Genomic DNA, 23,281 nt, shown 5'->3' with positions numbered 1-23,281 from the left:
CGCGCTACTAACAAGGAGGCTTTTTCAATAATGAAATGTTACGTCGTAGATGCGTTTGCCGAGAAACTAATTTGAAGGAAAGATTAAAAATGCGCATCCTCACTCATCTAAAGAAAGCGAATGTCATGATAGGCTGCATCTGCTGCGGCGAACGTAAGCAGCTTCGCGCCTTCCTCGTGCAGGGCGGCTTGGTCTGCGGAGGAGATGGGCCGGAACGGGTTGATTTGTAAAGTGGCTGTCCCGCGCTGCTCTTCGATCGACCACAAACCGCTGACGAATCCGTCGATGAGAACGGTGGCCCGAATGATGCCATTCCTCGTGAAGACGCTGATCTTATCGTTATCCTGCATGATCCGGGTGCGGTTGTGGTAAGACAGCATGCTGTTTTTCGGCTTAAGGGCATTCGGTTCGTTCGTCCGTGGATTCATCGCTTGGCCGCCTTTGTTATCGGGATGGTTGGGGGATCGTGTCTATTGTGGCGTGTTGTTCGTTTATATCTCTATGGTAAGCCTCCCTCCCTGACAACAGTATGTCAGGATCAAATCAACACAGCGGCAATCCAGGACTTTCGTTTCGCGTCCCGGATAGCCGCTGTTTTTTTCGCATAGATGTCATTTAATCCCGAAGCGCACGAACGAATCGACGATTTGCCGCTGAAGCGTCAGGTAGAGCAGGAGGATCGGCAAGCAGGAGACGGTCGTCGCCGCCATCAACGATCCCCACATGTTCGTATCCGAGTTGACGAATAGCTTCAGACCGATCTGCAGCGGTGCGTTCTCCATCTTTTTGGTGATCAGCATCGGCCATAAGTATTCGTTCCAGCTGTTGATGAACATGATGATCCCGAGCGACGCGATCGTCGAGCGGATATTGGGCAAAATCAGCTTCGTCAAAATGCCGAAATCGCTCTGGCCGTCGATGCTCGCCGCCTCGATCAACACGCGGGGAAACGACTGGAAGCTCTGGTAGAGAGACAGGATGCCGAAGGCGGACACGGCAAAAGGGATAACGATGCCAAGCAGTTGTTCGTTTAACCCCATTTGGTTGACCAATACGTAATTCGGGATCATGATCGACTGAAACGGGATAAGCCACGTTAAGCTGAGAAGCATGAAAATAAACGTTTGTCCCCGGAACCGCCAGCGGACCAGCGCGTAAGCGGCCAACAGGCTCGTGGCCAGCTGAAACGCGGTCATTAAGGTAGACATGCCGAGCGAATTGAGCAGCATCCGGATAATCGGCATTTCCGTGAACGCATACTTGTAGTTGCTCCATGTCGGGTGCAAAGGAAGCAGGCTGGATGTGAAAATTTCGGATTCGTTTTTGAATGAAGAAATAATCATCCAATACAGCGGAAATATAGCCGCCGCGCTCATGGCGACGAGCAGTCCGTGCTGGATCAGCTTTAAAGCCGGAGGTGTGCGTTTCATCGTCGTCTCCTCATCAGTTGTCGTAAAAGGAGTATTTGCGGGTCAATCCGGTCAAGGCCAGGGCGATCAGCCCGAATACGAAGAAAAACATCATGGACGCCGCCGAACTGAACCCGACGTTGAGGTTGGAGAAGCCGAACTTGTACATCTCGTAATAAATGTTCGTCGAGGTGCCGTACGGTCCGCCCCCGGTCAAAATATCGATATAAGCGAATGTCCACTGGCTCGAGAACAAAATGCTCATCGTCAGCATGAACAGGATCATCGGGGACAAAAGCGGAACGGTGATATGCCGGAACAACGCGAGCCGCCCGGCGCCGTCCTGGGAAGCCGCCTCGTAATACTCCCGGTTGATGCTCGTTAGCGCCGCCGAGAACATAAGCGTGCTGAAGCCGATCATTTTCCAGCCGGTGATGAGCAGGATGATCCACTTGGCGAAATCCGGATTCGAGAAATAGGCGATCGGTTCCTGAAGCAGCCCGAGCTGGATCAGCGCCTGATTCACTAATCCGTTGGACGGGTGAAACAGCCAGCGCCATATCGCGCTTATGGACACCGGAGCCAGGATCATCGGGATGAAAAATAAAGCACGGTATACGTTTTTCATGGTGCCGGTCATCTGATGCGTTACGGTTGCAAGCAGGACGGGAATTACGATGGAGAACGGCAGCAAGCCGATCGTATAAAAAACCGTGTTGCCGATCGAATCGGCGAAGCTTTTGTTGGCTAGCAGGCGCGTGAAGTTGTCCAATCCGACAAAGGCCGGTTCGGTGCCGGGCACCATGCTCCATTTGTGAAAAGCCAAATAAAAGGTGGAAAGAAGCGGCTTGTACATCCAGACGGCAAGCAGCAGCAAAGCCGGAGACAAGTACAAATAAGGCTTCAGGCGCCGCAGCATCTTGATCCGGTTCCCTTTCCGTTTCCCGGTGAGAGAAGGCCGCCCCGTCAAAGGGGGAGCATACGAGTTCTCGATTACCTGGCTCATGACAGTTCCTTTCCGTTGCTGGATTCGAAAGGTTCGAACGTTTATTTCAGCAAAGCGTTAATTTCGGTTTGCGCTTTCTTGAGCGTGGCCGCGGCGTCTTCATTCGTCATAATCGTTTTGGCCACAGCGTCGGAGAAGGCGGTAGATATTTCCGTCGCATATTCGCCCGGCCAGATCGCGACCGGCTTGATTTGTTCAAGCTGCGCCAGATTGATTTTATACAGCGGATTTTGGTCGACGAAGCTCTTCAAATAGTTCGGATCGTCGGCGAGCGCGGTGCGAAGCGGCAAGTACCCGACGGAGGACGTGATGATCGTATAGCCTCGATTGCCCGTTACGAATTGGACGAACTCCCAGACCGCAGCGCTTTTGACCGGATTGTCCGGACGGATGGCGAGTACGCTTCCGGAGTTGACGGGTACCGCAGGCTTGTCGCCGAATCTCGGCAGCCCGGCGCCGTACAGCTTCCAGCCGCCCGCTTCCGACGCCTTTTTGAATCCGCTGTGCAGCGCGGTCGACGTAACGAACATCCCGAGATTGCCTGCCATAAACTGCTCGGACAGCTCGGCGTCGCTGCCTTTGGCATGAGCGCCGTTCTGGTACAGGTCCTTCCACATCTGCATGGCCTTGACGCCCGCATCCTCTCCGAATGTCACGGATTTGCGGTCCTTGGCAAGCACCCCGCCGCCGTTGCTGAGAATGAGTCCTTCCGTAATCCAGCCGTTGTTCGGCGCCAGTCCGAAGCCGTCCTTGCCGGTTGCGGCTTTAATTTTGAGCGAGGCGGCTTTGATGTCTTCCCACGTTTGCGGAGGTTTGGCCGGGTCGAGGCCCGCCTCCTGGAAGAGCTTGCCGTTAATAAACACGATCGGCGTGCTGAACGTAAAGGCGAGGCCGTACATCTTTCCGTCGATTTTGCCCAGCTCCAGAGCGTTTTTGGAAATGCCTTGGAAATGCTCGTCCAGAACGTCCTTGGGGAATACGTCCTCGTAAGCTTTGAAGCCAAGCGTCAAACGGGAGCTGTCGAGCGTGCCGAAAGCGTGCTGAACGACATCGACCTGCTTTCCGGCGGAAATGTCGGCCTTAAATTGCTGAAAGCTCGCATCCGCTACGCCTTCCACCACGACGCCCTTCTCCTTGCCTACCGTTTCGTTGAATTCCCGTATCAGCTGCTCCATGCCGGCTTTCATCGTCGGATAGGCCAGACTGTACGAGTAAAAGGTAACTTTCGTCGGTTTGCTCGGGTCCAGCTTGCCCAGCTCCGCTTGGCCGGCAGATCCGGCGTTGGAGTTGCATGCGGTGAGACTGACGGCAGTTGCGGTTGCAATTGCAAGGATGGCTGCCGTTTTCGTAATCCGTTTCATGGTTACGCCTCCAGAGAAAGAGTGGGATCGGAACTACACTTGCCATGTTTATTGAAGACAATAGGCTTGAATTCGTTCTCTGGCGGCTGCGTCGATTCCGAATTCGGCTTGCAGATAACGTTCGAACGACCCGTACGTTTCATGAATGGAAGTCATTGTTGCATCCAATAGCGGCTGCTTGAGCAGCATCGCCTTCTGGAACGATTCGAGCTCCTCCTTGCTTACGTACCGGGAGGCCATCTCGAACAAATGATTGTGATAGGCGGTCAGCGTTACATTGGACAGCAGAAAATCTTCCACCGCCGTCTCATAGGGAACGCCAAGCGTAAGCAGAATCAGCAGGCTGCCTACCCCTGTCCGGTCGCGGCCTCCGGCGCAGTGATGAACGAGGGGCAGGTGGAGCTCCGGCTCGGCCAGCAGCTTCATGAGATGCTTGTAGGCTTCGTTGCCGATCGGCAGCGCCGCGTACATTTTCGTCAGCATGTCGGCTGTAAACGCCTTATGCATGCCGGCTTCGAACATTTGCTCCAAGGTAACGTGCGGTGATGATTCGGCTGCCATATTGGCGGGAACGCGGGAAAGGACGGCTTGCCCGATCTGCGGGTCCGGCTTCAGCTCGGCTTCCGCCCGGTTGCGGTAATCCAGCACATGCCGGATGCCAAGCGCCTCGAGCACTTTATGATCGCCCGGCGTTAACCCTGTCAGCTCGGCCGCGCGGTAGAACAGACCATGCTTGACGGTGCGGCCGTCAGCCGTCCGGTATCCGCCCATATCGCGGAAATTAAAGGCGCCTTCCAGAGGAAGAAGACACTCTGGTTGCGGGATCGTGTGGCTAGTCATAAGGAATTGGAATCTCCTGTCTCTATTGAAATAATTAGTGCTGCTCGGCCAGCGCCTTCAGCGGAAAACGGAAAAATTCGGCGTTCGAAGTCGGGAGAGTGACGGTCGATACGGCGACGCCGTCTTGATCGACGGTCACCACGTTATAGCTGCAGGCGTCGAACATGCGGAAATGCTCGGCGTCAGCCAGTTCCCCGCCGAATGCGGTACCGGCTGCGGCAACGCTGAGGATGCCGCGGAACGTGCCGACATTGTTCGAATGCACATGTCCCGCCATCATTCCGATGACGTCCGTACCGGCGAGCACATCCATGAGCGCATCACGGTTTGTAAGACTATGATCGCCGGGCATGCCGTTGATCGTCAGCAGCGGATGATGGACGGCGACGATCGTTCCACGGGAAGCCGGCGTCCGGAGCTGCTCGGCCAGCCAAGCCAGCTGCCGGTCGTCGATCGTTCCGTTGTGCGCTCCCGGAACTTGCGAGTTCAGACCGATGAGCCGCAGGCCGTCGATCATATGCGTGTAGTAGTAAGGCTCTTCGGATGCGGTCTCGCCCAAGTACCCTTCACGGAAAGGAGAGCGGTGATCGTGGTTGCCAAGCACGACATAGACGGGCGCGCCAATCGTTTCGGAGCCTTCGTCAAGAAGCTTGCGGATGTAGGCGTAATCCGCGGTGTCGCCTTCATGGGACAAATCGCCTGTGATGAGCAGGAAAGAAGGGCGGAGGCCGGATTGTTGAATATGGCCGAAAACGTGTTTGACTTTTTCCGCCAACTGCAGCTTCGCGAACGGGCCTTCTGTGTCGGGCGCGTTCATGTGGGTGTCTGTCAGGTGCACGAATTGAATAGGTTTCATCGAAATCGCCTCCAAATGGAATGGGTAGGTTGTAAAACGGAAGAATAACTTGTATACAAGAACTATAAATCTTGTATGTAAGATCAGTGTTAACGGGATTTATCGATTTTGTAAAAAGGGGGGATTCGGCGGTGAAACGCAAAAAACTCGCGACCTCCGGGAAGAAGTCGCGAGTGTATGGGGGATAAGAACCGAGCAAGGTTCACGCATGTCGGTGTGAGATGGCTTTAAAACCGGTCCGCAGCAATTCCTCCCGCAGGTTTCGCTTCGATTCGAGAATCATCAGCTTGGCTTCCCGGTAGTTTTTGTCGCACAGGACCCGGTAAATGTCCGCATACAGCTTTTTACCGGTATAGGGACGATGCTTGCCTTCCATCGAGCGGTGAGCGACGACGAAAAACAAAATTTTATCTTTGTAGCGATCGAACGTTTGCTCCATGCACCGGTTGTCGAGTGCCTCGAGGATCGTTCTCATAAACAACAGCCCGTTCTCGTAGTAATCGCGGTCTCTTTTCTCCGCGCTCGCCTCCGTCAACCGGTCCAAATACGTCCTGAACGCCTCCAGATCCAGATCGTACGCATGCTCGTCGAACTGATCGAGAGCGTAGATGTACAAGGCATTCAGCAGGTCGAACATATCGTACAGCTCCTGGACATCGATCTCTTTTACCAGGACGCCGCGTTTATTCAACGTTTCGACGAAGCCGTCCTTCTCCAGTTGGGAGATTGCCGCCCGAACGGGAGTACGGCTCATACTCAGTTTGCCGGCAAGGTCGCTCTCCGAGAGAAGACTCCCTGGCAAATATTGTCCATTCAACAGCTTTTGGCGAATTTCCTGATAGGCGATATCTACAAGAGGCACGTCCGGCATGGCTGAAGCTCCTTAGAGGTTGAAAAAATAATTTACATTCCTTTTAGTATATCTCATCGGAGAGGCAGGGGGCAATGAAGGTACAATTCAAAGATGGAACATTACATGGATTGCTAGGTATAACAGGATGATGGCGGAGCGGTTTTCCAAAATTTGAGGTAAAATGGTTGTGATGAGGTAATAGGGCAGGAACGGTTAAACGGACAGGAGCATCGAACGCTGTTTGCCGTAGAGGATGCAGAAGCTCTTGCCCGTTTAAACCGGGAGTTTAACGGCGGATATCGGGCCGTTGAACATGTACGGGCGTCACTCGAAGGGAACCGGGAACTGGTTGTGCTGGCCTGCTTGGATGATACAGTCGTAGGATTCGTTTGCGCTCAATGGTTTACGTCATTTTGTTACGACCATCCGTATGGAGAAATAACGGAAATGTATGTGCAGGAGCATGCCCGCAGAAAAGGATTGGCTGCCGGGATGATCTCCTTGCTTGAGGAGGGGCTTCGGGAGCGCGGGGTACGAAGTGTCAAATTGCTTACGGGGTTAACTAATGAAAGGGCAATTCAAGTTTACCAGGATTCAGGCTACCAAAAAGAGCGTGAATTATCGTTATCAAAACGATTTTGATTGCCATGGAGAAAAGAAATTAGCTTTACAGACGAATCCGGTGAGGCTAATGTCGGTCGACATTTAATTTTCGAGCTGTCTGCAATAAACGCACCGAAAGCTCCGGCTTATGATCCTGGCCGGAGCTTTCGGGCTTCGTTTAGAAAAATTATTTATTGCTTTTTTAAAATCTAGATTAATGGTACGCCTTACTCCTCTTCGGTAATCACAACCGATTGCGTTTCACTTTCCCAATCTACAGCTGCTTTTAGAGCCTCGCTAACGAAACGAACCGGTACTACCGTGTTTCCTTCAACGATCGCGGCCGGTACTTCCAAAGTCACTTCTTTCCCATTCACATAAGCGGTTGCATTGTCGATAAACAGCTTCACTGTGATATCGTCACGCGTAACTGTGACGGAACGCTCGTCGGCATTCCAGCTCACTTCCGCTTTTAGAGCCTCCGAGATGGCGCGGAAAGGTACCAGCGTGCTGCCGTCACGGATGAATGGCGGCACTTCGACTGCCGGTTCTTCACCGTTTACATACAATTTAACGCCCTTTTTCCCCAGTTTCTCATAAAGCTTGCCCAACTTTTTGTAAGAATCGATATTTTTCAGGTTAGCTCTTATCGCATCCTTTTGCACATATACGGCATCGGTTACATTGCCTTGGCTGTCCAAAATATCGGCAACGGCGGAAAGCGCTTTGTCCTTTTCGATTAACGCTTCCAGTTCAGCCTTTTGCTCTGCGCTAAGCATGACTTCGTATTTGTTCAGCAGCAGGTCTGCGATAACAGGTCCGGCCGGCTTGTCCTTCACATTCTCCAAGGCATTCAGAAGCCCCTTATATCCTTGTTTACCGTTGTTGCCGTAGGTATCGGAGGTAACAGAATCTTGTGACTCTGACTCGACCTTCGGTTCCTTTTCTTTCGCAGCCGCATTAGAATGAGCCGCAGCTTCCGCTTTATTGTCCGCGTTGCCGTTGTCGTTCGGCTTGGCCGCAAAGGCGGATCCTGCCATAAGACTTGTTGCCACCAGACAAGCTGCTGTGATTGACCATGCTTTCTTTGTTTTCATTTTGAAAGCTCCTTTGTAGTAGAATTACTTTCCAAATCTATGTACCCTAACATGTTCGATTTCCCCCTCGATCTTTGTGAGGGTGGAAGCAACGGGATCTTCAAATAATTCGCCAAACATGCGATCACCGAAGAAATCCCAATGATCGCACCGACGTTATACGCCCTATTGTTTCGGTTTGCAGAGCGGAAGGTGCGCGGGAGTTGACTTGAATTTCGGACATAGGCTATATTGAAGAGAAATGAACGGGTTAGAAATGAGTTACAGCGGCGAGCAAGCAACTCGTAGGAACCGTGCGGAAATGTGAGGAGAATCGATGGTGGACAAAGGAAGTCGCAAATTTTTTCGACAGCGGTTGGAGCATATGATCGAGGAGCTTCGTTCCGGTATCGTGACAGGCAAATACGCTGCGGGAGACTTCCTGCCGTCCGAGAGCGATCTGGAAGGGATGTACGGGCTGAGCAACCAGTCGGTTCGCAAAGGGCTGGACGTGCTCGTCCAGGAACGGCTGATCGAGAAAATTCCGCGAATCGGCAATAAAGTGACGGAGAAGCCCGAGAAGCCGCATACGGTCATTCGGTTCGGGTACCACAGCACGATGGAAAATGATGCGGGAGTTCGCGGGCTGCTGGACCGGTTTCATGCGTTATACCCGCATATTCAGGTGCAGACGGTGGCTCTCCCGACGAGCGGCTACGTCCCGTTCGTGCTGGAGCAGCTGCAGGCGGGCCTGCTCGATGTCGTGACGGTGAACGAGATGAACGTGCGCGAGCTGATAACGCAAGGAGCGGCGGACTTGCTGCAGCCCTGCGACATCCACCCGGATACGTATCCGTTCCTGATGCCGCTATTGCCGCCGATGAACCCGCCGGTCGTCCAGCCGCTGCTCTTCTCGCCGGTGATTATCTGCTACAACAAGGACCATCTCGAAGAGTGCGCGCTGCCGGAGCCGCACAGCGGCTGGACGTGGCCGGAGCTGCTGGATTATGCGGTGCGGTTGGCGAGGCCCGGAGTCCGGTTCGGATTTTACTTTAATATGTTCATGCGCAACCGTTGGCCGATTTTTCTGCTGCAGAACGGCGTTGTGTTCCAAAGGGACGGCGACGGACGGTACGTCGTGGACGATGACAAGCTGATCGCCAGCCTCGAGGTTGGCAAGCAGCTGCTGGGCATGGCCGACGCCTTCCCGATTGCTTTGTCGGCCAGCGATACGGATGCGGAGGATTTATTCAGGGACGGGCAAGTGTCGATGATTATGACGACGTATTTCGGCCTGAATGAATTGAGGCAGGCGAACGTCACTTATGATATCGCGCCGCTGCCGCAGTTTGATTCATTCCGGACGATGCTGGTGCTCATCGGGGTCGCCGTCAACCGGCAGAGCGCCCACCGCGAAGAAGCGTTGCTGCTTGCCGATTATATGAGCGGGTATGAGACGCAGCAGCATATTCGCAAAAACACGATGAGCATACCGGCGAACCGGCGCGCCGCCGAATGGCGGGGCGAGGAGTCGGGGTACCGGCCGTCCCGGTATGGGATGTACCGGGAGATCGTCCCTTCGTACCGGACCGTGGGGGATTTGCAGCTGAGCTATTTGCAGCTGTCCCGTATGCAGCGGGACGTGAAGCTGTATTGGACCGGCCTGCTTAACGCGCACGATTTCTGCCGCCGGGTGGAGCAGACGCTGACCGAAGCGGGCCAAGGACTCCAGCCGATGATGCCGACGAAATAAGATACAACGTCATATTGACTCGCAACTGACTGGCATTGTGCCAGTCTTTTTTTATTTTCACCGTTGACACTTGATCGTTATGCGTTATAATGACATTAGATATGGGTTAGAAGTGGGTCAATACTTGGATTGTAAATGCGGCTAATGGGAGTGTTACTAGATGAGAATTGCTGTATTGCCACCACCTGCGGGTCAGAAGCGATTGTTCTCCGCGCGGGCGTGGGAAGAACTCCAATCGTTGGGAACCGTGGCGTGTAATGAGGTCGAGGAAAAACCGACGGAGGATTCGATTGCCGGGCTCATAACCGGAGCGGATATCGTCATCACGTCCTGGGGCACTCCGGCGCTGACCGCGCGGCTGCTCGACCGCGCCCCGCAATTGAAAGCCGTCATCCATGCGGCCGGCACCGTCAAACCGATCGTGACCCCGGCGCTTTGGGAGCGGGGCATCCGCGTATCGAGCGGCAACAACGCGCTGGCGATCGGCGTTGCGGAGACGGCGCTCGGATTCACGATCGCGACGTTGAAAAACATGTGGGCCTTGACGCAGAACATGAGGGACGGCCAGTGGACAAAAGGACGCGGCGACGTGCGGGAGCTGTACGAGGTAACCGTTGGCGTCGTGGGCGCAGGACGTGCCGGCCAGCACTACATCCGGCTGCTGCGCCAGTTCCAAGTCGACGTGCTGGTGTACGATCCGGTTATGGACGCGCAGACGATAGCGGCGCACGGCGGGACGAAGGCGGATCTGGATACGCTGCTCGCCAGGAGCGACGTCATCTCCATCCATGCGCCGTCATTGCCGGCAACGTACCACATGTTCAATCAGGAACGTCTGGCCGCGATGAAGGACGATGCGATCCTTATCAATACCGCACGCGGCTCGATCATCGATGAGAAGGCGCTTGAGGCGGAGCTGCGCAAAGGCCGGCTGATTGCCTGCCTCGATGTGACCGATCCCGAGCCGACGCCGCCGGATCATCCGCTGCGTCAGCTGCCCAACTGCATCATGACCCCGCATATTGCGGGAGCGGTGACGAACGGCTTGAAGCGTCTCGGCGCCTTTGCCGTTGACGAGATCGCCAGGCTGCAGCAGGGACAGCCGCTGGAAGGAGAGGTAAGGGAGGAGCAGATGGCCGTACTCGCCTAACAATAAGGAGGTGTGTCCCATTCCATCCAGACTCAGGATGTGTCGGGGGACGAGTCGGGGAGCTGCGGCGGCAGCCATGCTGTTGCTGCTCGTCTCCTGCACGTCGTCTCCGCCGATAAGGGAAGCAGAGCACATTCAGGAGGCGGAGCACATGAACACGAGTCAAGAACGGCGCGGGCGGATCAACCCGCAAGCGGCGGCGGAGCTTCCCGGGGACGCGCAGCCTGTGGCGATAGATCGGGTGCAGGACGCCCTGGATCAAGCGGCGGGCGAGACGATCTGGGTCGCTTCGGGTACTTATGCAGACCGGCAACTCGTCTGGACATACAAGGGCGAAGGCCCTGTGGCGATCCGGGCCCGGGAAGAAGGCGGCGTCCGCTTGACCGGGACTTCGCTTGTAACGATTCGCGGCAGCCGGCATGTCGTGCTGAGCGGTTTTTGGTTTGACGCCGTAACGTCGGACAACAGCGTCGTGCTGGATGGGTCGTCTGACGTCCACGTGACGGAAAACTACTTTTACCGCAACGGGCGCACCCCGACGAGCAAAATCGTCGGCATTCGCAACGGTTCGGCCCGCAACGAGATTCATCACAATACGTTCGATCAAAGCTACGGGCAGTCGGTGGCGACCTACAACGGGCATACGCCGGATGACGTGAACAACACCGACAATCGGATCTACGCCAATTTGTTTTACAACATTCCGACGGTGAAAAGCGTGTACAACAAAACGAACGGAATGGAAGCGGTTCAATTGGGGCAGGGGCGTGATGTGCATGTCGTCCACCGGACCCAAGTGTATGAGAACGTGTTCGAGCATGTTGCGGGCGACCTGGATGAGATTATCAGCGTCAAAACGAGCGGCAACGCGATCTATCGCAATTCGTTTCTGAACAGTCCGTCCGGATTGACGATCCGTCTGGGGGCGGGCAATACGATTCGGGACAACTATTTCGAAAATGCGGAGAAAGGCATTCGCTCGTACGGGTACGATCAGACGATCGCGCGCAATTACCTGGCAGGCGGCCGGATCGGCATCCAGTTCCCGGCAGCCGACACGAAGACCGGCGAGAAAGAGCAGGTCGCCGCTCCGTATTACCAGTCCGACCGTTCGCTTATTACGGACAACATCATCGTGCGGCCCAGCGAAGCGGCGTTCGTCTTCGGACGCAACTACAAGTCGGACCAGTGGCCGCTGCTGCCGACCGCGCTGCGGATCGAGAACAACGACGTGTATCTTTCGTCCGTCAGAGCGAAAGACTTCACGATGCACGAGCAAGCGCCGGCATTTGATCCGTCGATGGCAACGTTTAAGGGCAATCGTACGTTCGGGACGGACCGGCTCAACCGGGGAAGCGTCACTGCTGGCGACCCTGCGGCGATTGCATTTACGATTACAGCCGAACCGGTTTTTCCTTCGCCCTCGGACTTCTGGGGCGAGGAGCCGCTGGGGAGCCGGGACAGCCGAACGGGGACGGCCTGGAAGCAGCCGGAGCCAGTCATACGTTAATCGTTAGCCAAGGGTAAGGGCATAGGGGAGTTCGTTCCAAAACAGAGAGGGGTAGATCAATGAACAGGACACGCACGCGCACATCGCTTATCGCAGCAGGATGTATGGCACTATTGCTCGCCGGATGCGGCAATGACGGCACGGCCACAAGCGCCGACGCCAACAAGGAAGAAGCGGCCCGGATCGCCAGCGAACCGACCGAGCTCGTCTTTTACAACACGTCGAACGGCTGGACGCAAGAGCGGTTTATGGAAGAGTACGGCAATCCGATTGCGAAGAAATTTCCGAACTACACGCTCAAATTCGTGACGCAAGAAAACAGCCAGACGCTGCCCAACTTGCTGACAACGGGTCAGCAAATCGATATTCTGATGGCCTCCATCGGGCTGACGCCCGCCTTCCTGCTGAATTACGGGCTGGAGAGCGATATTAGCGATCTGATCAAGAAGTACGGCTACGACTTGACCCGTCTCGAGACGTCTCTGGTCGATATTCAGCGGGATTTGGCCGACGGCGGCATCTACGGATTGCCGGTGACCAATACGTCTGCAGCGCTGTTCTACAATAAGGACCTGTTCGATAAGTTCGGCGTCGGTTATCCGAAGGACGGCATGACGTGGGACGAGACGTTTGCCCTGGCGCAGCAGATGACGCGTCAGGACGGCGGGGTCAAATACCGCGGGCTGACGATGGCGTTCCAGCATGTGCTGTTCCTGAACCAATTGTCCGCTCCCCATGTGGATAAGAAAACGAACAAAGCGGCGTTTTTGCAGGATGGCTTTGTCCGATCCTTTGAAAACCTGGCACGGTTTTACCGGATACAAGGCAACGAGCTGCCTAATAACAAGTTTGCGCTCGGTTCGCAGCGGGACGACTTCTACAAAGTGCAGGATATCGCGATGTTCTTGTCGCTCAGCGGATCGGCCGTATCGTTCGGCGCGATGAACTGGGATGCGGTGCAGCTGCCGGTGTTCGCGGACAAGCGCAATGCAGGGCCTCAGGCGTATCCGAACTACTTTTATTTGACGAATATGAGCAAAAAACGCGATGCCGCCTTCCAGGTGATGGACTACGTTACCTCGCTGGAATACCAGAAATGGCTGACGGAAAAAGGAAGCTTCCCGGTCGTGCGCGAATCGTCCAAACTGATGGAGGACTTCGGCAAAACGAACCCGATCTATGTGGGCAAAAACGTGAAGTCGCTCATGCCGCAATCGTTCGCCCCTGCGACGACGAAAACGAAATTCCAGGATGCCGCCGACAAAGAAATTTTGAATGCGCTTAACAAATACGCGAGCGGCAGCGATGTCAATACGGCGCTGCGCCAAGCGGCGGAAGCGACCGACCAGGCGATAACCGCTACGGCAGCGAAATAAGCAAGCGACGGCTTGAAGTGCGAAAGCCGATAGGATGAACCTGGCAAGGGATTCGATCCTGTGAATGAAAATACGGCTGGCAGCTTATCCTAAACGATAGGCTGCCTTTTCTAGTAGAGGTCAAAACGGATAAGGGTGCAGCGAAGCTGGGCTGGGATGGGCATGTTTTGCTTGCAATAAGGCGCTAGCCGCTTACGCGGCAGCGGGCATATATCACGGGAGAGCGGCGGGCGTGTGGCCTTGTACTTCCCTGCTCATGGACGGGGAAGAGCCGAGAGCCGATTAAGAGCGGTTTGTACCCTTTATTTGGTCCGAAACCAGCTTGAATGGGGAAATAAGAGCGGTTTGAAGCTGCTATAATCCGCGAATAGGGCGCAGACCCCGTCAGATGGTTGGAATAAGAGGTGCAAACCGCCTTTATTCGCTTCATTCTGCCCAATCTGCCGGAAATAGCGGGTGCAAAAGACTCTTAATTCGTTTGGGAACCGGCATGTATACTCGGGTTCAGCCAAGCGGGACGCTTACTGTCCGAAAGCAAAGCCAACTGCGGCGCATCCCCCTTTATTTTCCATTGACTTTCCCGTTAGAGCGCGATAAGATAGGGGCAAATTAATACTTAAACGTTTCAGTACCAACTTCACTTAAACGATTAAGTATGATAAACAAGGGGGAAACGTATGTTGTTCAAACGATTGCATCTTTTCACCTCGGTCGCCGTTATTTCCAGCCTTGCGCTTTTGGCCGCCTGCGGCAGCAAGGCCAGCCCGCCGGCGGATCAAGGGCAAAGCCGTCCTGCGGACGAAACCGTCAAGCGGGAGGGTGGGTTGAAACCGGAGGCGGGAGCGCAACTGCTCGTATGGGAATCGAAGGGCCCGGAGCTGGACTATTTGAAAGCGATCGCAGAGCAATTCGAGAAAGAATACGGGGTCAAGGTGAAGGTGGAGCCCGTACCCGCGATCGACTCGGTGAAAAAGCTGACGACGGACGGTCCGGCCGGCCTCGGGGCTGACGTATTCGCCGCTCCGCACGATCAATTGGGGAATGCCGTGCTGGCCGGGCTTGTTTTGCAAAACGACGTATTCGATGAGGCGGCGAGGGGCGAATACATGGAGTCGGCCATCGACGGGGTGAGCAACAAAGGGACTTTGTACGGATTTCCGACGGCCATCGATACGTACGCGCTGTATTACAACAAAAGCCTGATGGCGGCCCCTCCGAAAACGTACGAAGATATCGTCAAGTTCGCCGCCGGGTACAACGACCCGAAAAACAAAAAATACGCCTTCATGTGGAACGTCGGCCAATTGTACCAGTCTTACTCGTTCCTGGCCGGTTACGGCGGTTACGTGTTCGGGAGCAAAGGAACCGATGCGGGCGATATCGGGCTGAACAATGAAAAAGCGGTCGAAGGCGCATCCTATATCCAATCGCTTAAGCAGATTTTGCCGTTAAATACGAACGACATCAACGACAATATCATTACGGGCTTTTTCCAGGAAGGGAAAACGGCGGCGGTTATTAACGGGCCGTGGCTGCAATCGAGCCTGACCCAGGTCAACTTCCAATACGGCGTCGCTCCGCTGCCGCTGCTGCCGAACGGCCAGCACCCGATCAGCTTCTCCGGCATCCGCGGCTTGTACGTCAATTCGTATACGAAATATCCGGCTGCGGCCAAGCTGTTTGCGAGTTATGCGACGAACAAGCCGAATCTGACGAAACGGTTCGAGATGACCAAGCAATTGCCGCCGAGAAAAGATATGATGGAAGATCCGATTCTTACCCAGGACGCGAACGCTTCGGCTTTCCTGGAGCAGGCGAAATACTCCACTCCGATGCCGTCGATTCCGGAAATGGGCAACGTATGGGTGCCGGCGGGCGCTGCGCTTTCCTCGCTCTGGAACTCCAATCAGGACCCGCGCATCGCTCTGAACAATGCGGTCGAGCAGATCAAAACAGCAATCAAGACGACGAAGTAAGGCGGTTACACGTATGAACTTGACACAAGGAGCCGGGCGGTACCGGACGAAGGCTGGCTTATTATCCGCGCTGCTGATCGGGCTCGGTCAGCTGTACAACAGGCAATACGGCAAAGGCCTGCTGTTCATGACGGCGGCGCAGCTGTTGTTCTGGACTTATTATCCGATCGCTTTCAAAGGAATTGCCGGACTGATTACGCTGGGGAAAGCGCCTACCCGCATCGTCGGAGGCAAAATCGTTCAAGGCGACCATTCCATCTTCCTGCTGATAGGCGGTCTCATCACGCTTGTCATCGTCCTGCTGTTCGTCGGCTTTTATGCGCTGAATATTTATGACGCCCGCAAAAACGGGGAGCTTCGTGACGAAGGACGGCGCGTTCCCGGTCTTATCGATTCGTTCCGGACGGCGAAGTTCCGGCATCTGCCTTATTTGCTCTTGCTGCCCGCCTGCGGCTTCGCGCTGTTCGTCACCGTCATACCGCTGACGTTTAACGTGCTGATCGCCTTTACGAATTATTCCGCTCCCGCCCATATTCCCGACCGGGCGCTGGTGGACTGGGTAGGGCTGCGGACGTTCACCGATTTGTTCACGCAGGAAGCTTGGCGCTCGACCTTTCTCGGCATATCCGTCTGGAACATCGCTTGGGCCGCCGCTTCGACCGTATCGGTGTTTTTCGGCGGGCTGCTGCTGGCGCTGATGGTGAATTACCCGGGCATCCGGTTCAAGCGGTTTTGGAGAACCATGTTCATTTTGCCTTGGGCGGTGCCGCAATTTATCTCGATTCTCGTGTTCCGGGTGTTACTCAACGGGTCGTTCGGCCCGGTAAACGATATGCTGATGAAGCTGGGTATCCCGGCTGTTCCGTGGCTATCCGACCCGCTGATGGCGAAAGTGACGATCGTGCTGGTCAACCTGTGGTTTTCGACTCCGTTTCTGATGGCTCTGATGTCGGGAGTGCTGACGACGCTGCCCCGCGATTTGTACGAAGCGGCGGAAGTGGATGGGGCGTCGGGACGGCAGAAGTTCGTCGGCATTACGCTGCCGCTCGTGCTGGCGGCTACCGCGCCGATTCTCATTATGCAGTTCGCGTTTAATTTCAACAACTTCAACCTGATTTACTTGCTGACGGACGGCGGTCCGGACCATCCCGGCTATTACTATGCGGGGAGCACCGATATATTGATTTCGTGGATTTACAAGATGACGCTGAACCAGAGCCAGTTCAACATGGCCTCGGCCGTCTCCATTATTATGTTTGTGTTTATCGCGGCTTTCTCGTTATGGAATTACAGGCGGATGAAGTCTACCCGAGAAGAGGATTTGGTCTGAATGTCGAAGCTGAAAAACAATGGACGTGACGGAATACGCGCAAATTCGGCGAAGTTCCGGGAGAAGCTGATCTTAACCGGCATCTACGCGGTGTTCGCACTGCTGCTCGCGGCGATCGTATATCCGATCGTATGGGTGATCGGGACGTCGCTGAATCCCGGCACCGGACTACTGGTCAGCAGCATGTTCCCGGCGAATCCGACGTTCGGCCATTATGCCGAGCTGATCGGCGATACCGATTTTGTGCTGTGGTACGGCAATACGATCAAGATCGCGGTGTGCAACGCCGTCTTGTCGACGGCATTGGTGGCGATAACGGCTTATGCCTTCTCCCGTTTCCGCTTCAAGGGCAGGAAGCAAGGACTCATGACCTTGCTCGTCTTGCAAATGTTCCCGGGCTTCTTGTCGATCATGGCGATTTTCGTGCTGCTGCTGCAAACGAAAATGCTCGATACGCATCTGGGCATCGTGCTCATATACGCCGGAGGGGCCGTCTCGATGGGAACGTGGGTGATGAAGGGCCATTTCGATACGATCCCGCGCAACCTGGAGGAAGCGGCTTTTCTGGACGGCGCTACCCATAAGGACACGTTTTTCAAAATTATTGTCCCCTTGTCGCTGCCTGCCGTGACGTTTGTGGCGCTGAACAGCTTTATTACGCCGTTCATGGATTTCATCTTGCCGCAAATCGTCTTGAGGTCGTCGGAGAAGATGACGCTGGCCCAGGGGCTGTACAATATGGTCGCCAACGAGACGAATTCCAGTTTTACCGTATTTGCCGCCGGGGCCGTGCTTGTCGCATTGCCGATTACGCTGCTGTACATGTATTTTCAGAAATATTTGATCGGCGGGCTCGCGGCCGGCGCCGACAAAGGCTGACGAAGCCGGTATTTGGAGGATGGGGGAGTGCGCCATGCACGTCGAAGCGATCTATCACAGGTCGACGGACAGTTATTGTTACGCCTATGACGACCGGACGGTCCACATTCGGCTGCGCGCCAAAAAAGGCGATCTGCGGACTGTCAAAGCTTTATACGGAGACAAATACGATTGGGAACATACCGCGAAGGAGAAACATCTGCACAAGATCGCCAGCGACGAGCTGTTCGATTATTGGCAGGCCGAGCTGACGCCTCCGTACGGCCGGCTCCGCTATGCGTTCGAGCTGGCGTCCGGCAGCAGGAAGCTGTGGTATACGGAGCAGGGCTTCTCGGAGCGGAAGCCGCAAGATCCGCTGTCCTGCTTCGACTACCCGTTTCTGTGGCCGAGCGAGGTGTTGAAGCCGCCGGAGTGGGTCAAGCGGGCCGTTTTTTATCAAATATTCCCCGAACGGTTTGCGAATGGTGATCTGGCGAACGATCCGGCAGGCGTCCGTCCTTGGGATCAGGACGATCCGGGACCGCACGATTATTACGGCGGCGATCTGCAAGGGGTGCTGGACCGGATCGATTATATCCAGTCGCTCGGCGTCAACGCGGTCTATTTTACTCCGCTCTTCGAGGCGCGTACGAACCACAAGTACGATACGTCGGATTATCTGCGTATAGACCCCCATTTTGGAGACGCCAAGCTGCTGAAACGGCTGGTGCAGGCGTTCCACGAACGCGGCATTCGCGTCGTCCTCGATGCGGTGTTCAACCATAGCGGCTTTTGGTTTGCGCCTTTTCAGGACGTGCTGGAGAAGGGGGAGGCGTCGGCTTACCGCGACTGGTTCCATATCGACGAATATCCGCTGACGAGGGAGCCGCGGCCGTCCTATCGCTGCTTCGCCTTCGAATCGCACATGCCGAAGCTGAATACGGCTCATCCGCAAGTGCGCGATTATTTGCTGGACGTGGCGCAGTATTGGGTCAAGGAGTGCGATATCGACGGATGGAGACTGGACGTGGCGAACGAGGTCGACCACGGGTTTTGGCGGCAGTTCCGCAAGACGTTGAAGTCGTTGAAGCCGGATCTGTATATTCTGGGGGAAATCTGGCACGATGCGATGCCGTGGCTGAGAGGCGACCAGTTCGATGCGGTGATGAACTATCCGGCGACGGAGGCGGTGCTGCAGTTTTTTGCCAAAGGCGAGATCGATGCCGAGACGTTAGCGGATCGGATCAACCGGCTGCTGGCCGGCTATCCGCAGCAAGTGAACGAGGCGGCTTTTAATATCGTCGGAAGCCACGATACGCCGAGGCTGCTTACGGTCGCCGGGGACGAGCGGAAAGGGAAACAGGCCGCGCTGTTTCAATTTATACTGCCTGGGACGCCGTGCGTGTATTACGGTGACGAGACGGGAATGCAGGGAGGGCCCGACCCGGACTGCCGGAGGCCGATGGTATGGGACCCGCAGTGGCAAAACGCACAGCTACTCGACTTTTACCGCCGCCTCGTCTCGCTGCGCAAGTCGCACCCCGCCCTGCAGGAAGGCTCGTTCGACTGGCTGTATGCCCGGGGCCGCCAATTGGTCGTGCGGAGAACTCATGCCAGCGGGGACGTGTACGTGTGCTTCAATCATGACGCCGCTCCGGCTCATCTCGTGTTCGCCGTCGAGCCGCGCTTTTCGCCCGTTCCGGTGTGGGGGAACGGCGTCGTTCAGATCGCGGAGAAGGAGGCGAACGTCACCTTGCCTCCGTTCGGCTGGCACGTACTGATCGCGGCGTCCGGGAGCGATTGACAAATCGGATGGCGTGTGATTAAATCGACTGAAACGTTTAAGCAAAGGCGGCAGATTTGAGATGAAAAAAGCGACTATCAAAGATATTGCTAAGGCGGCCAACGTGTCGATTGCCACCGTCTCCTATATTTTGAACGACGTCAAAACCCAATCGATCTCCGACGAGACACGGGTTAAAGTATTGAAAATCGCCCAGCAGCTCCAGTATGTGACGAACCGGAGCGCCCGTTCGCTGAAGCTGCAGAAAACCGGGCTGATCGGGATTTTATTGTTCAAAGATTTACAGCCCCACCGCTGGTCGGAGCTGAAGTACGTCAAAACGTTATACCGGATCGAACGGCTGTGCGGCCAGCTCGGCTACCATACGATCTTCATGCAGATCGAAGGGGACGCTCCGTCCTATGACATGATCCGGGAGCGGAATCTGGACGGGGTGTTTCTGATGAATGTGGACCAGGAGCGGTTTGCGACCATCTCCCGCTACTTCGGATTCGGCATTCCCGTCTTTGCGATCGACAGCCATATCGAAGATACGATCTTCCATAAAGTGCTTCCCGACTTCGCGGCCGGCTTCCGGTCCGCGCGGGAGAAACTTGGCGAAGAGCCGCATTTCCTCGTGATGGACGGATATAACGATTCGCAACTTGTCGGGCAAATCAAGCGGCTGTCGGGTATGGACGAGGAACGGATTCACGTGTATGAGGGGCCCGAAGGGCTGAACGCTTTTTTGGCCAAGTACCCTGGCTGTCCGGGAATCGTCGTCAACGAATTTTTGGCAGGCGAGGCAGTGCGGACTCATGACCGGATCGTCGCTGTATGCACAAGCGATTGTCCGGAAATGCTGGCGGAGCGGATCGCCAAGGTAACGTTCGATCTAAGCGATTACAAGCGGATTGTGGATATGATGGACCGCAACATTCACGATGCGGATCACAGCAGTCCGGAGAAGTTCCTTTATTTGCCCGTTATCTCGTAAGACAAGGACAGGAGGAAGGCACCAAGTGAATTCATCGCGGTTGATCGCATTCGAATCGTTTCATTCCGCTATTTTAAACAACAATCGCGAATTGTTCGTCTATTTGCCCCCGAGTTATGATAGCGATCCGGATGCGCGTTATCCGGTTTTGTATATGCACGACGGCCAGCACGTCTTCCACAAAGACCGGAAGGGCGAGTCGTGGGACGTTCATCTTACGGTGGATCGGCTCGTTGCGGAAGGACGCATGCGCGAAATTATCGTGGTTGCGGTCGCCCATGTCGAGGATGCGCGCATCGCCGAATATATGCATGCAAGCCCGGACGGGCATGACGTGTTCGGGATGACGAACCAGGGCGAGCTGTACGAGTTGTTCCTGCTGCGCGAAGTGAAGCCTTTTATCGACAGGAAATACCGCACTTTGCCGGACAAGGAGCATACCGCTCTGATGGGATCGTCCGCCGGCGGGCTGGTTTCGTACAATATCGGGTTCCGGCATCCGGATACGTTCGGCATGATCGGCGCATTATGTCCGTTCTTCGTAAGCGTCGATCCGGCGACGATGGAGGAACGCTGGTTAAGCCGGGTATATACGGAGAAGCAGGATTTGAAAATATGGATGGACGTGGGCGATTCCGAAGGTTATACCGTCATGGAAAAACATGTGCGGCATGTCGCCGATACTCTGATCCGGGCGGGCTTCCAGCCGGGAGTCGATCTCATGTTCCATGTGGCCATCGGCTCGGGGCATTCCCAGAGGGATTGGGCCGCCCGTGTCCATGCTCCGCTGCTGTACTTTTTCGGCGGGATCGGCAAGCCGGTCCGAGCGGAGCTGCACGGCCCCGCCGTCATCGGGCTGGAAGGGCCGAGGCGTGCGCTGAACCCGGTCGTCCATTACGACAGCGGGTTTATGGTCACGGACTTGAATGCGCATTATGTAGCGGACGATCCCGGGATCGTCGAGGCGAGCGCGGACGGCAAGCTGCTGCCCAAGCGGACCGGAAGCACGAAAATTACGTATAACGGCTCTGCGGTGACAGCCTGTCACGAGCTCGCCGTCGTCCCGCATGTGCCCGCTACGGTTCCGGTCGAGATGTACGTGAAGGTACCGGAGGGCACGCCGCCTGCAGATAAGCTGTACGCGGGCATCGAGCTGCCCCTTCTTCGCGAGGGCTGGTACGGGGGGACGTTCGAGGTGCCGAGAGACGTTTCCTTCGTGTTCCGCATTTCCCGCGGCTTGGGCCGGCACGAGGTCGATGCCCGGGGCCGGGAAGTTCCGTACCGGACGTTCACGGCGGACGGCCGCCAGGTGCTGCATTATGAAGTGGAAGATTGGATAGATACGGCGTCGGAGCGCTTATCGGGGTGAATAAGATGACAAACGGATCGAGCCTTTTGCGAATCGAAAACTTTTATTCCGCCAGCCTGGACAACTCAAGAGAACTGTTCGTTTATTTGCCTCCAAACTACCGGCACCATACGGCCAAGCGTTACCCGGTGTTGTATATGCATGATGGTCAAAATGTATTTCATCCGGCCTTCAACGGTTATTCGTGGAACGTGCACGAAACGGTCGACCGTCTCGTCTCACTCGGCCTGATGGAAGAGATCATAGTGGTCGGGATCGCCAACCGGGGGACGGAGCGATCGGATGAGTTTACCCACGATCTGGCCGGCGTGTTGTATCGTGAGGATAAAGTAACCGTGCAGCCGAAAGGCTTGCTGTATGAGTCATTTCTGATCGATGAAGTGAAGCCGTATATCGATGCGGTGTTTCGCACCGAGCCGGGTCCGGAGCATACGGCGCTGATGGGATCGTCGCGGGGCGGACAGGTGACGTACCATATCGGCTTCCGCCGGCCGGACGTTTTCGGCAAGCTCGCTATCGTGTCTCCTTATTTTTATTGCGTGGACCCAAGCAGCTCGGCCGAAGTGCCGCTCGTGCACCTGTTCCGGGAGAAGCAGCCGCTGTCCCGGATCTGGATCGATCTCGGCGGACGCGAAGGCACATTGGTGATGGAAAAGCACGTCCGCGGCGTTGTCGAGCACTTGCTTGCGCTTGGTTATGCGCCGGACAGCGAGCTGGCGTATTATTTGGATGCCGAGGCGGAGCATGTAGAGCATGATTGGGCCGCACGGCTGGCTTCGCCCTTGCTTCATTTGTTCGGCGACGAGCGGTCGCCTGTCGATACGTTGAGGCTGTGCGGCTGCGGGGAAGTCAGCATGGCCGGTCCGGCTTGCCGCCTGAACCCGGTTGCGGTTCGTGCCGACGGACTGACCCACTCGGTGCTGCGGCCGGTTTATACGGTCGAAGACCGTTCCGTTCTGAAGGTGCGGGAGGACGGAACGATCGTGCCGCTAACGACCGGCGAGACCGTTATTACCGCCGAATACGGCGGTGTGCAGGCGAGCCGAACGGTTCGCGTCACCGCCGGATAACCTCTAGGGCTGGATATTCCGGTTCAAACGTAAAAGGATAGTAACGAGGCTGCCGGAGAGCGATCCGGCGGCCTTTTTGTGTGCGGTCCTGTATAGATACGCGCA

At 55.6% G+C, this 23,281-nt stretch carries 20 protein-coding genes; 12 read left to right on the top strand and 8 right to left on the bottom strand.

Annotated features, from left to right (window positions below; genetic code table 11):
* Window positions 1–107: 107 nt before the first annotated feature.
* The 7 genes from IDH45_RS28395 to IDH45_RS28365 form a co-directional block, all read right to left on the bottom strand.
* The gene (locus tag IDH45_RS28395; protein WP_190931534.1) at window positions 108–428 is read right to left on the bottom strand and encodes a DNA glycosylase AlkZ-like family protein; all 321 of its coding nucleotides are present in this window, start codon (window positions 426–428) and stop codon (window positions 108–110) included.
* A gap of 183 nt (window positions 429–611) precedes the next feature.
* Window positions 612–1,430 (bottom strand): carbohydrate ABC transporter permease, encoded by an 819-nt coding sequence (locus IDH45_RS28390; protein WP_190931533.1) that lies wholly within the window; start codon window positions 1,428–1,430, stop codon window positions 612–614.
* A gap of 13 nt (window positions 1,431–1,443) precedes the next feature.
* Window positions 1,444–2,415: a carbohydrate ABC transporter permease gene (locus IDH45_RS28385; protein ID WP_190931532.1), complete on the bottom strand. Its 972-nt coding sequence runs from the start codon at window positions 2,413–2,415 to the stop codon at window positions 1,444–1,446.
* 41 nt (window positions 2,416–2,456) lie between these two features.
* Window positions 2,457–3,776, bottom strand: a complete 1,320-nt coding sequence (locus IDH45_RS28380) for an ABC transporter substrate-binding protein (RefSeq protein WP_190931531.1) — start codon at window positions 3,774–3,776, stop codon at window positions 2,457–2,459.
* 48 nt (window positions 3,777–3,824) lie between these two features.
* Window positions 3,825–4,616, bottom strand: coding sequence for a tyrosine-protein phosphatase (locus tag IDH45_RS28375; RefSeq protein ID WP_190931530.1), 792 nt, complete (start codon window positions 4,614–4,616; stop codon window positions 3,825–3,827).
* Window positions 4,617–4,650: 34 nt separating this feature from the next.
* Entirely contained in the window at window positions 4,651–5,472 is an 822-nt protein-coding gene (locus IDH45_RS28370) for a metallophosphoesterase family protein (protein WP_190931529.1), read from the bottom strand.
* Window positions 5,473–5,674: 202 nt separating this feature from the next.
* Window positions 5,675–6,343, bottom strand: a complete 669-nt coding sequence (locus IDH45_RS28365) for a GntR family transcriptional regulator (RefSeq protein WP_190931528.1) — start codon at window positions 6,341–6,343, stop codon at window positions 5,675–5,677.
* A gap of 180 nt (window positions 6,344–6,523) precedes the next feature.
* Between IDH45_RS28365 and IDH45_RS28360 the strand changes: the two genes are divergently transcribed.
* The gene (locus IDH45_RS28360; RefSeq protein ID WP_317891308.1) at window positions 6,524–6,967 is read left to right on the top strand and encodes a GNAT family N-acetyltransferase; all 444 of its coding nucleotides are present in this window, start codon (window positions 6,524–6,526) and stop codon (window positions 6,965–6,967) included.
* 188 nt (window positions 6,968–7,155) lie between these two features.
* Here the strand turns inward: IDH45_RS28360 and IDH45_RS28355 are convergent, their stop codons facing one another.
* Entirely contained in the window at window positions 7,156–8,025 is an 870-nt protein-coding gene (locus tag IDH45_RS28355; protein ID WP_190931527.1) for a copper amine oxidase N-terminal domain-containing protein, read from the bottom strand.
* 319 nt (window positions 8,026–8,344) lie between these two features.
* On the opposite strand from IDH45_RS28355, the gene IDH45_RS28350 reads away from it, so the two are divergent.
* From IDH45_RS28350 to IDH45_RS28300, 11 genes are all read left to right on the top strand, one after another.
* Window positions 8,345–9,757 carry an extracellular solute-binding protein gene (locus IDH45_RS28350; RefSeq protein WP_190931526.1) on the top strand — a complete coding sequence of 471 codons (1,413 nt, stop codon included), beginning with the start codon at window positions 8,345–8,347 and terminating at the stop codon, window positions 9,755–9,757.
* Window positions 9,758–9,917: 160 nt separating this feature from the next.
* Window positions 9,918–10,907, top strand: coding sequence for a hydroxyacid dehydrogenase (locus tag IDH45_RS28345; RefSeq protein ID WP_190931525.1), 990 nt, complete (start codon window positions 9,918–9,920; stop codon window positions 10,905–10,907).
* Window positions 10,908–11,058: 151 nt separating this feature from the next.
* Window positions 11,059–12,417 carry a chondroitinase-B domain-containing protein gene (locus IDH45_RS28340; RefSeq protein ID WP_190931524.1) on the top strand — a complete coding sequence of 453 codons (1,359 nt, stop codon included), beginning with the start codon at window positions 11,059–11,061 and terminating at the stop codon, window positions 12,415–12,417.
* Window positions 12,418–12,476: 59 nt separating this feature from the next.
* Window positions 12,477–13,793, top strand: a complete 1,317-nt coding sequence (locus IDH45_RS28335) for an ABC transporter substrate-binding protein (protein WP_190931523.1) — start codon at window positions 12,477–12,479, stop codon at window positions 13,791–13,793.
* Window positions 13,794–14,470: 677 nt separating this feature from the next.
* Window positions 14,471–15,769: a sugar ABC transporter substrate-binding protein gene (locus IDH45_RS28330; RefSeq protein ID WP_190931522.1), complete on the top strand. Its 1,299-nt coding sequence runs from the start codon at window positions 14,471–14,473 to the stop codon at window positions 15,767–15,769.
* Window positions 15,770–15,782: 13 nt separating this feature from the next.
* Window positions 15,783–17,099 (top strand): sugar ABC transporter permease, encoded by a 1,317-nt coding sequence (locus IDH45_RS28325; protein ID WP_190931521.1) that lies wholly within the window; start codon window positions 15,783–15,785, stop codon window positions 17,097–17,099.
* Window positions 17,100–17,978, top strand: a complete 879-nt coding sequence (locus tag IDH45_RS28320) for a sugar ABC transporter permease (RefSeq protein WP_190931520.1) — start codon at window positions 17,100–17,102, stop codon at window positions 17,976–17,978.
* Window positions 17,979–18,012: 34 nt separating this feature from the next.
* Complete coding sequence (locus IDH45_RS28315) at window positions 18,013–19,761, top strand: glycoside hydrolase family 13 protein (RefSeq protein WP_190931519.1); 1,749 nt, start codon at window positions 18,013–18,015, stop codon at window positions 19,759–19,761.
* Between the two features lie 61 nt (window positions 19,762–19,822).
* A complete protein-coding gene (locus IDH45_RS28310; protein ID WP_190931518.1) occupies window positions 19,823–20,737 on the top strand; it encodes a LacI family DNA-binding transcriptional regulator in 915 nt (304 codons plus the stop codon).
* Between the two features lie 25 nt (window positions 20,738–20,762).
* Entirely contained in the window at window positions 20,763–22,106 is a 1,344-nt protein-coding gene (locus tag IDH45_RS28305; protein WP_190931517.1) for an alpha/beta hydrolase, read from the top strand.
* A 5-nt stretch (window positions 22,107–22,111) separates the two neighbouring features.
* A complete protein-coding gene (locus IDH45_RS28300) occupies window positions 22,112–23,176 on the top strand; it encodes an alpha/beta hydrolase (protein ID WP_190931565.1) in 1,065 nt (354 codons plus the stop codon).
* Window positions 23,177–23,281 lie beyond the last annotated feature (105 nt).

The sequence above is a fragment of the Paenibacillus oceani genome (assembly GCF_014705615.1).
Classification (GTDB): domain Bacteria; phylum Bacillota; class Bacilli; order Paenibacillales; family NBRC-103111; genus Paenibacillus_AB; species Paenibacillus_AB oceani.
This window is presented reverse-complemented; position numbering and strand designations above follow the sequence as displayed.

Bases quoted from the DNA above. Each gene is read 5' to 3' on its own strand.
- IDH45_RS28345 (WP_190931525.1), top strand. From the start codon at position 9,918: ATGAGAATTGCTGTATTGCCACCACCTGCGGGTCAGAAGCGATTGTTC.
- IDH45_RS28395 (WP_190931534.1), bottom strand. From the start codon at position 428: ATGAATCCACGGACGAACGAACCGAATGCCCTTAAGCCGAAAAACAGC.
- IDH45_RS28335 (WP_190931523.1), top strand. From the start codon at position 12,477: ATGAACAGGACACGCACGCGCACATCGCTTATCGCAGCAGGATGTATG.
- IDH45_RS28390 (WP_190931533.1), bottom strand. From the start codon at position 1,430: ATGAAACGCACACCTCCGGCTTTAAAGCTGATCCAGCACGGACTGCTC.
- IDH45_RS28385 (WP_190931532.1), bottom strand. From the start codon at position 2,415: ATGAGCCAGGTAATCGAGAACTCGTATGCTCCCCCTTTGACGGGGCGG.
- IDH45_RS28340 (WP_190931524.1), top strand. From the start codon at position 11,059: ATGAACACGAGTCAAGAACGGCGCGGGCGGATCAACCCGCAAGCGGCG.
- IDH45_RS28320 (WP_190931520.1), top strand. From the start codon at position 17,100: ATGTCGAAGCTGAAAAACAATGGACGTGACGGAATACGCGCAAATTCG.
- IDH45_RS28370 (WP_190931529.1), bottom strand. From the start codon at position 5,472: ATGAAACCTATTCAATTCGTGCACCTGACAGACACCCACATGAACGCG.
- IDH45_RS28365 (WP_190931528.1), bottom strand. From the start codon at position 6,343: ATGCCGGACGTGCCTCTTGTAGATATCGCCTATCAGGAAATTCGCCAA.
- IDH45_RS28380 (WP_190931531.1), bottom strand. From the start codon at position 3,776: ATGAAACGGATTACGAAAACGGCAGCCATCCTTGCAATTGCAACCGCA.
- IDH45_RS28310 (WP_190931518.1), top strand. From the start codon at position 19,823: ATGAAAAAAGCGACTATCAAAGATATTGCTAAGGCGGCCAACGTGTCG.
- IDH45_RS28325 (WP_190931521.1), top strand. From the start codon at position 15,783: ATGAACTTGACACAAGGAGCCGGGCGGTACCGGACGAAGGCTGGCTTA.
- IDH45_RS28315 (WP_190931519.1), top strand. From the start codon at position 18,013: ATGCACGTCGAAGCGATCTATCACAGGTCGACGGACAGTTATTGTTAC.
- IDH45_RS28375 (WP_190931530.1), bottom strand. From the start codon at position 4,616: ATGACTAGCCACACGATCCCGCAACCAGAGTGTCTTCTTCCTCTGGAA.
- IDH45_RS28355 (WP_190931527.1), bottom strand. From the start codon at position 8,025: ATGAAAACAAAGAAAGCATGGTCAATCACAGCAGCTTGTCTGGTGGCA.
- IDH45_RS28330 (WP_190931522.1), top strand. From the start codon at position 14,471: ATGTTGTTCAAACGATTGCATCTTTTCACCTCGGTCGCCGTTATTTCC.
- IDH45_RS28300 (WP_190931565.1), top strand. From the start codon at position 22,112: ATGACAAACGGATCGAGCCTTTTGCGAATCGAAAACTTTTATTCCGCC.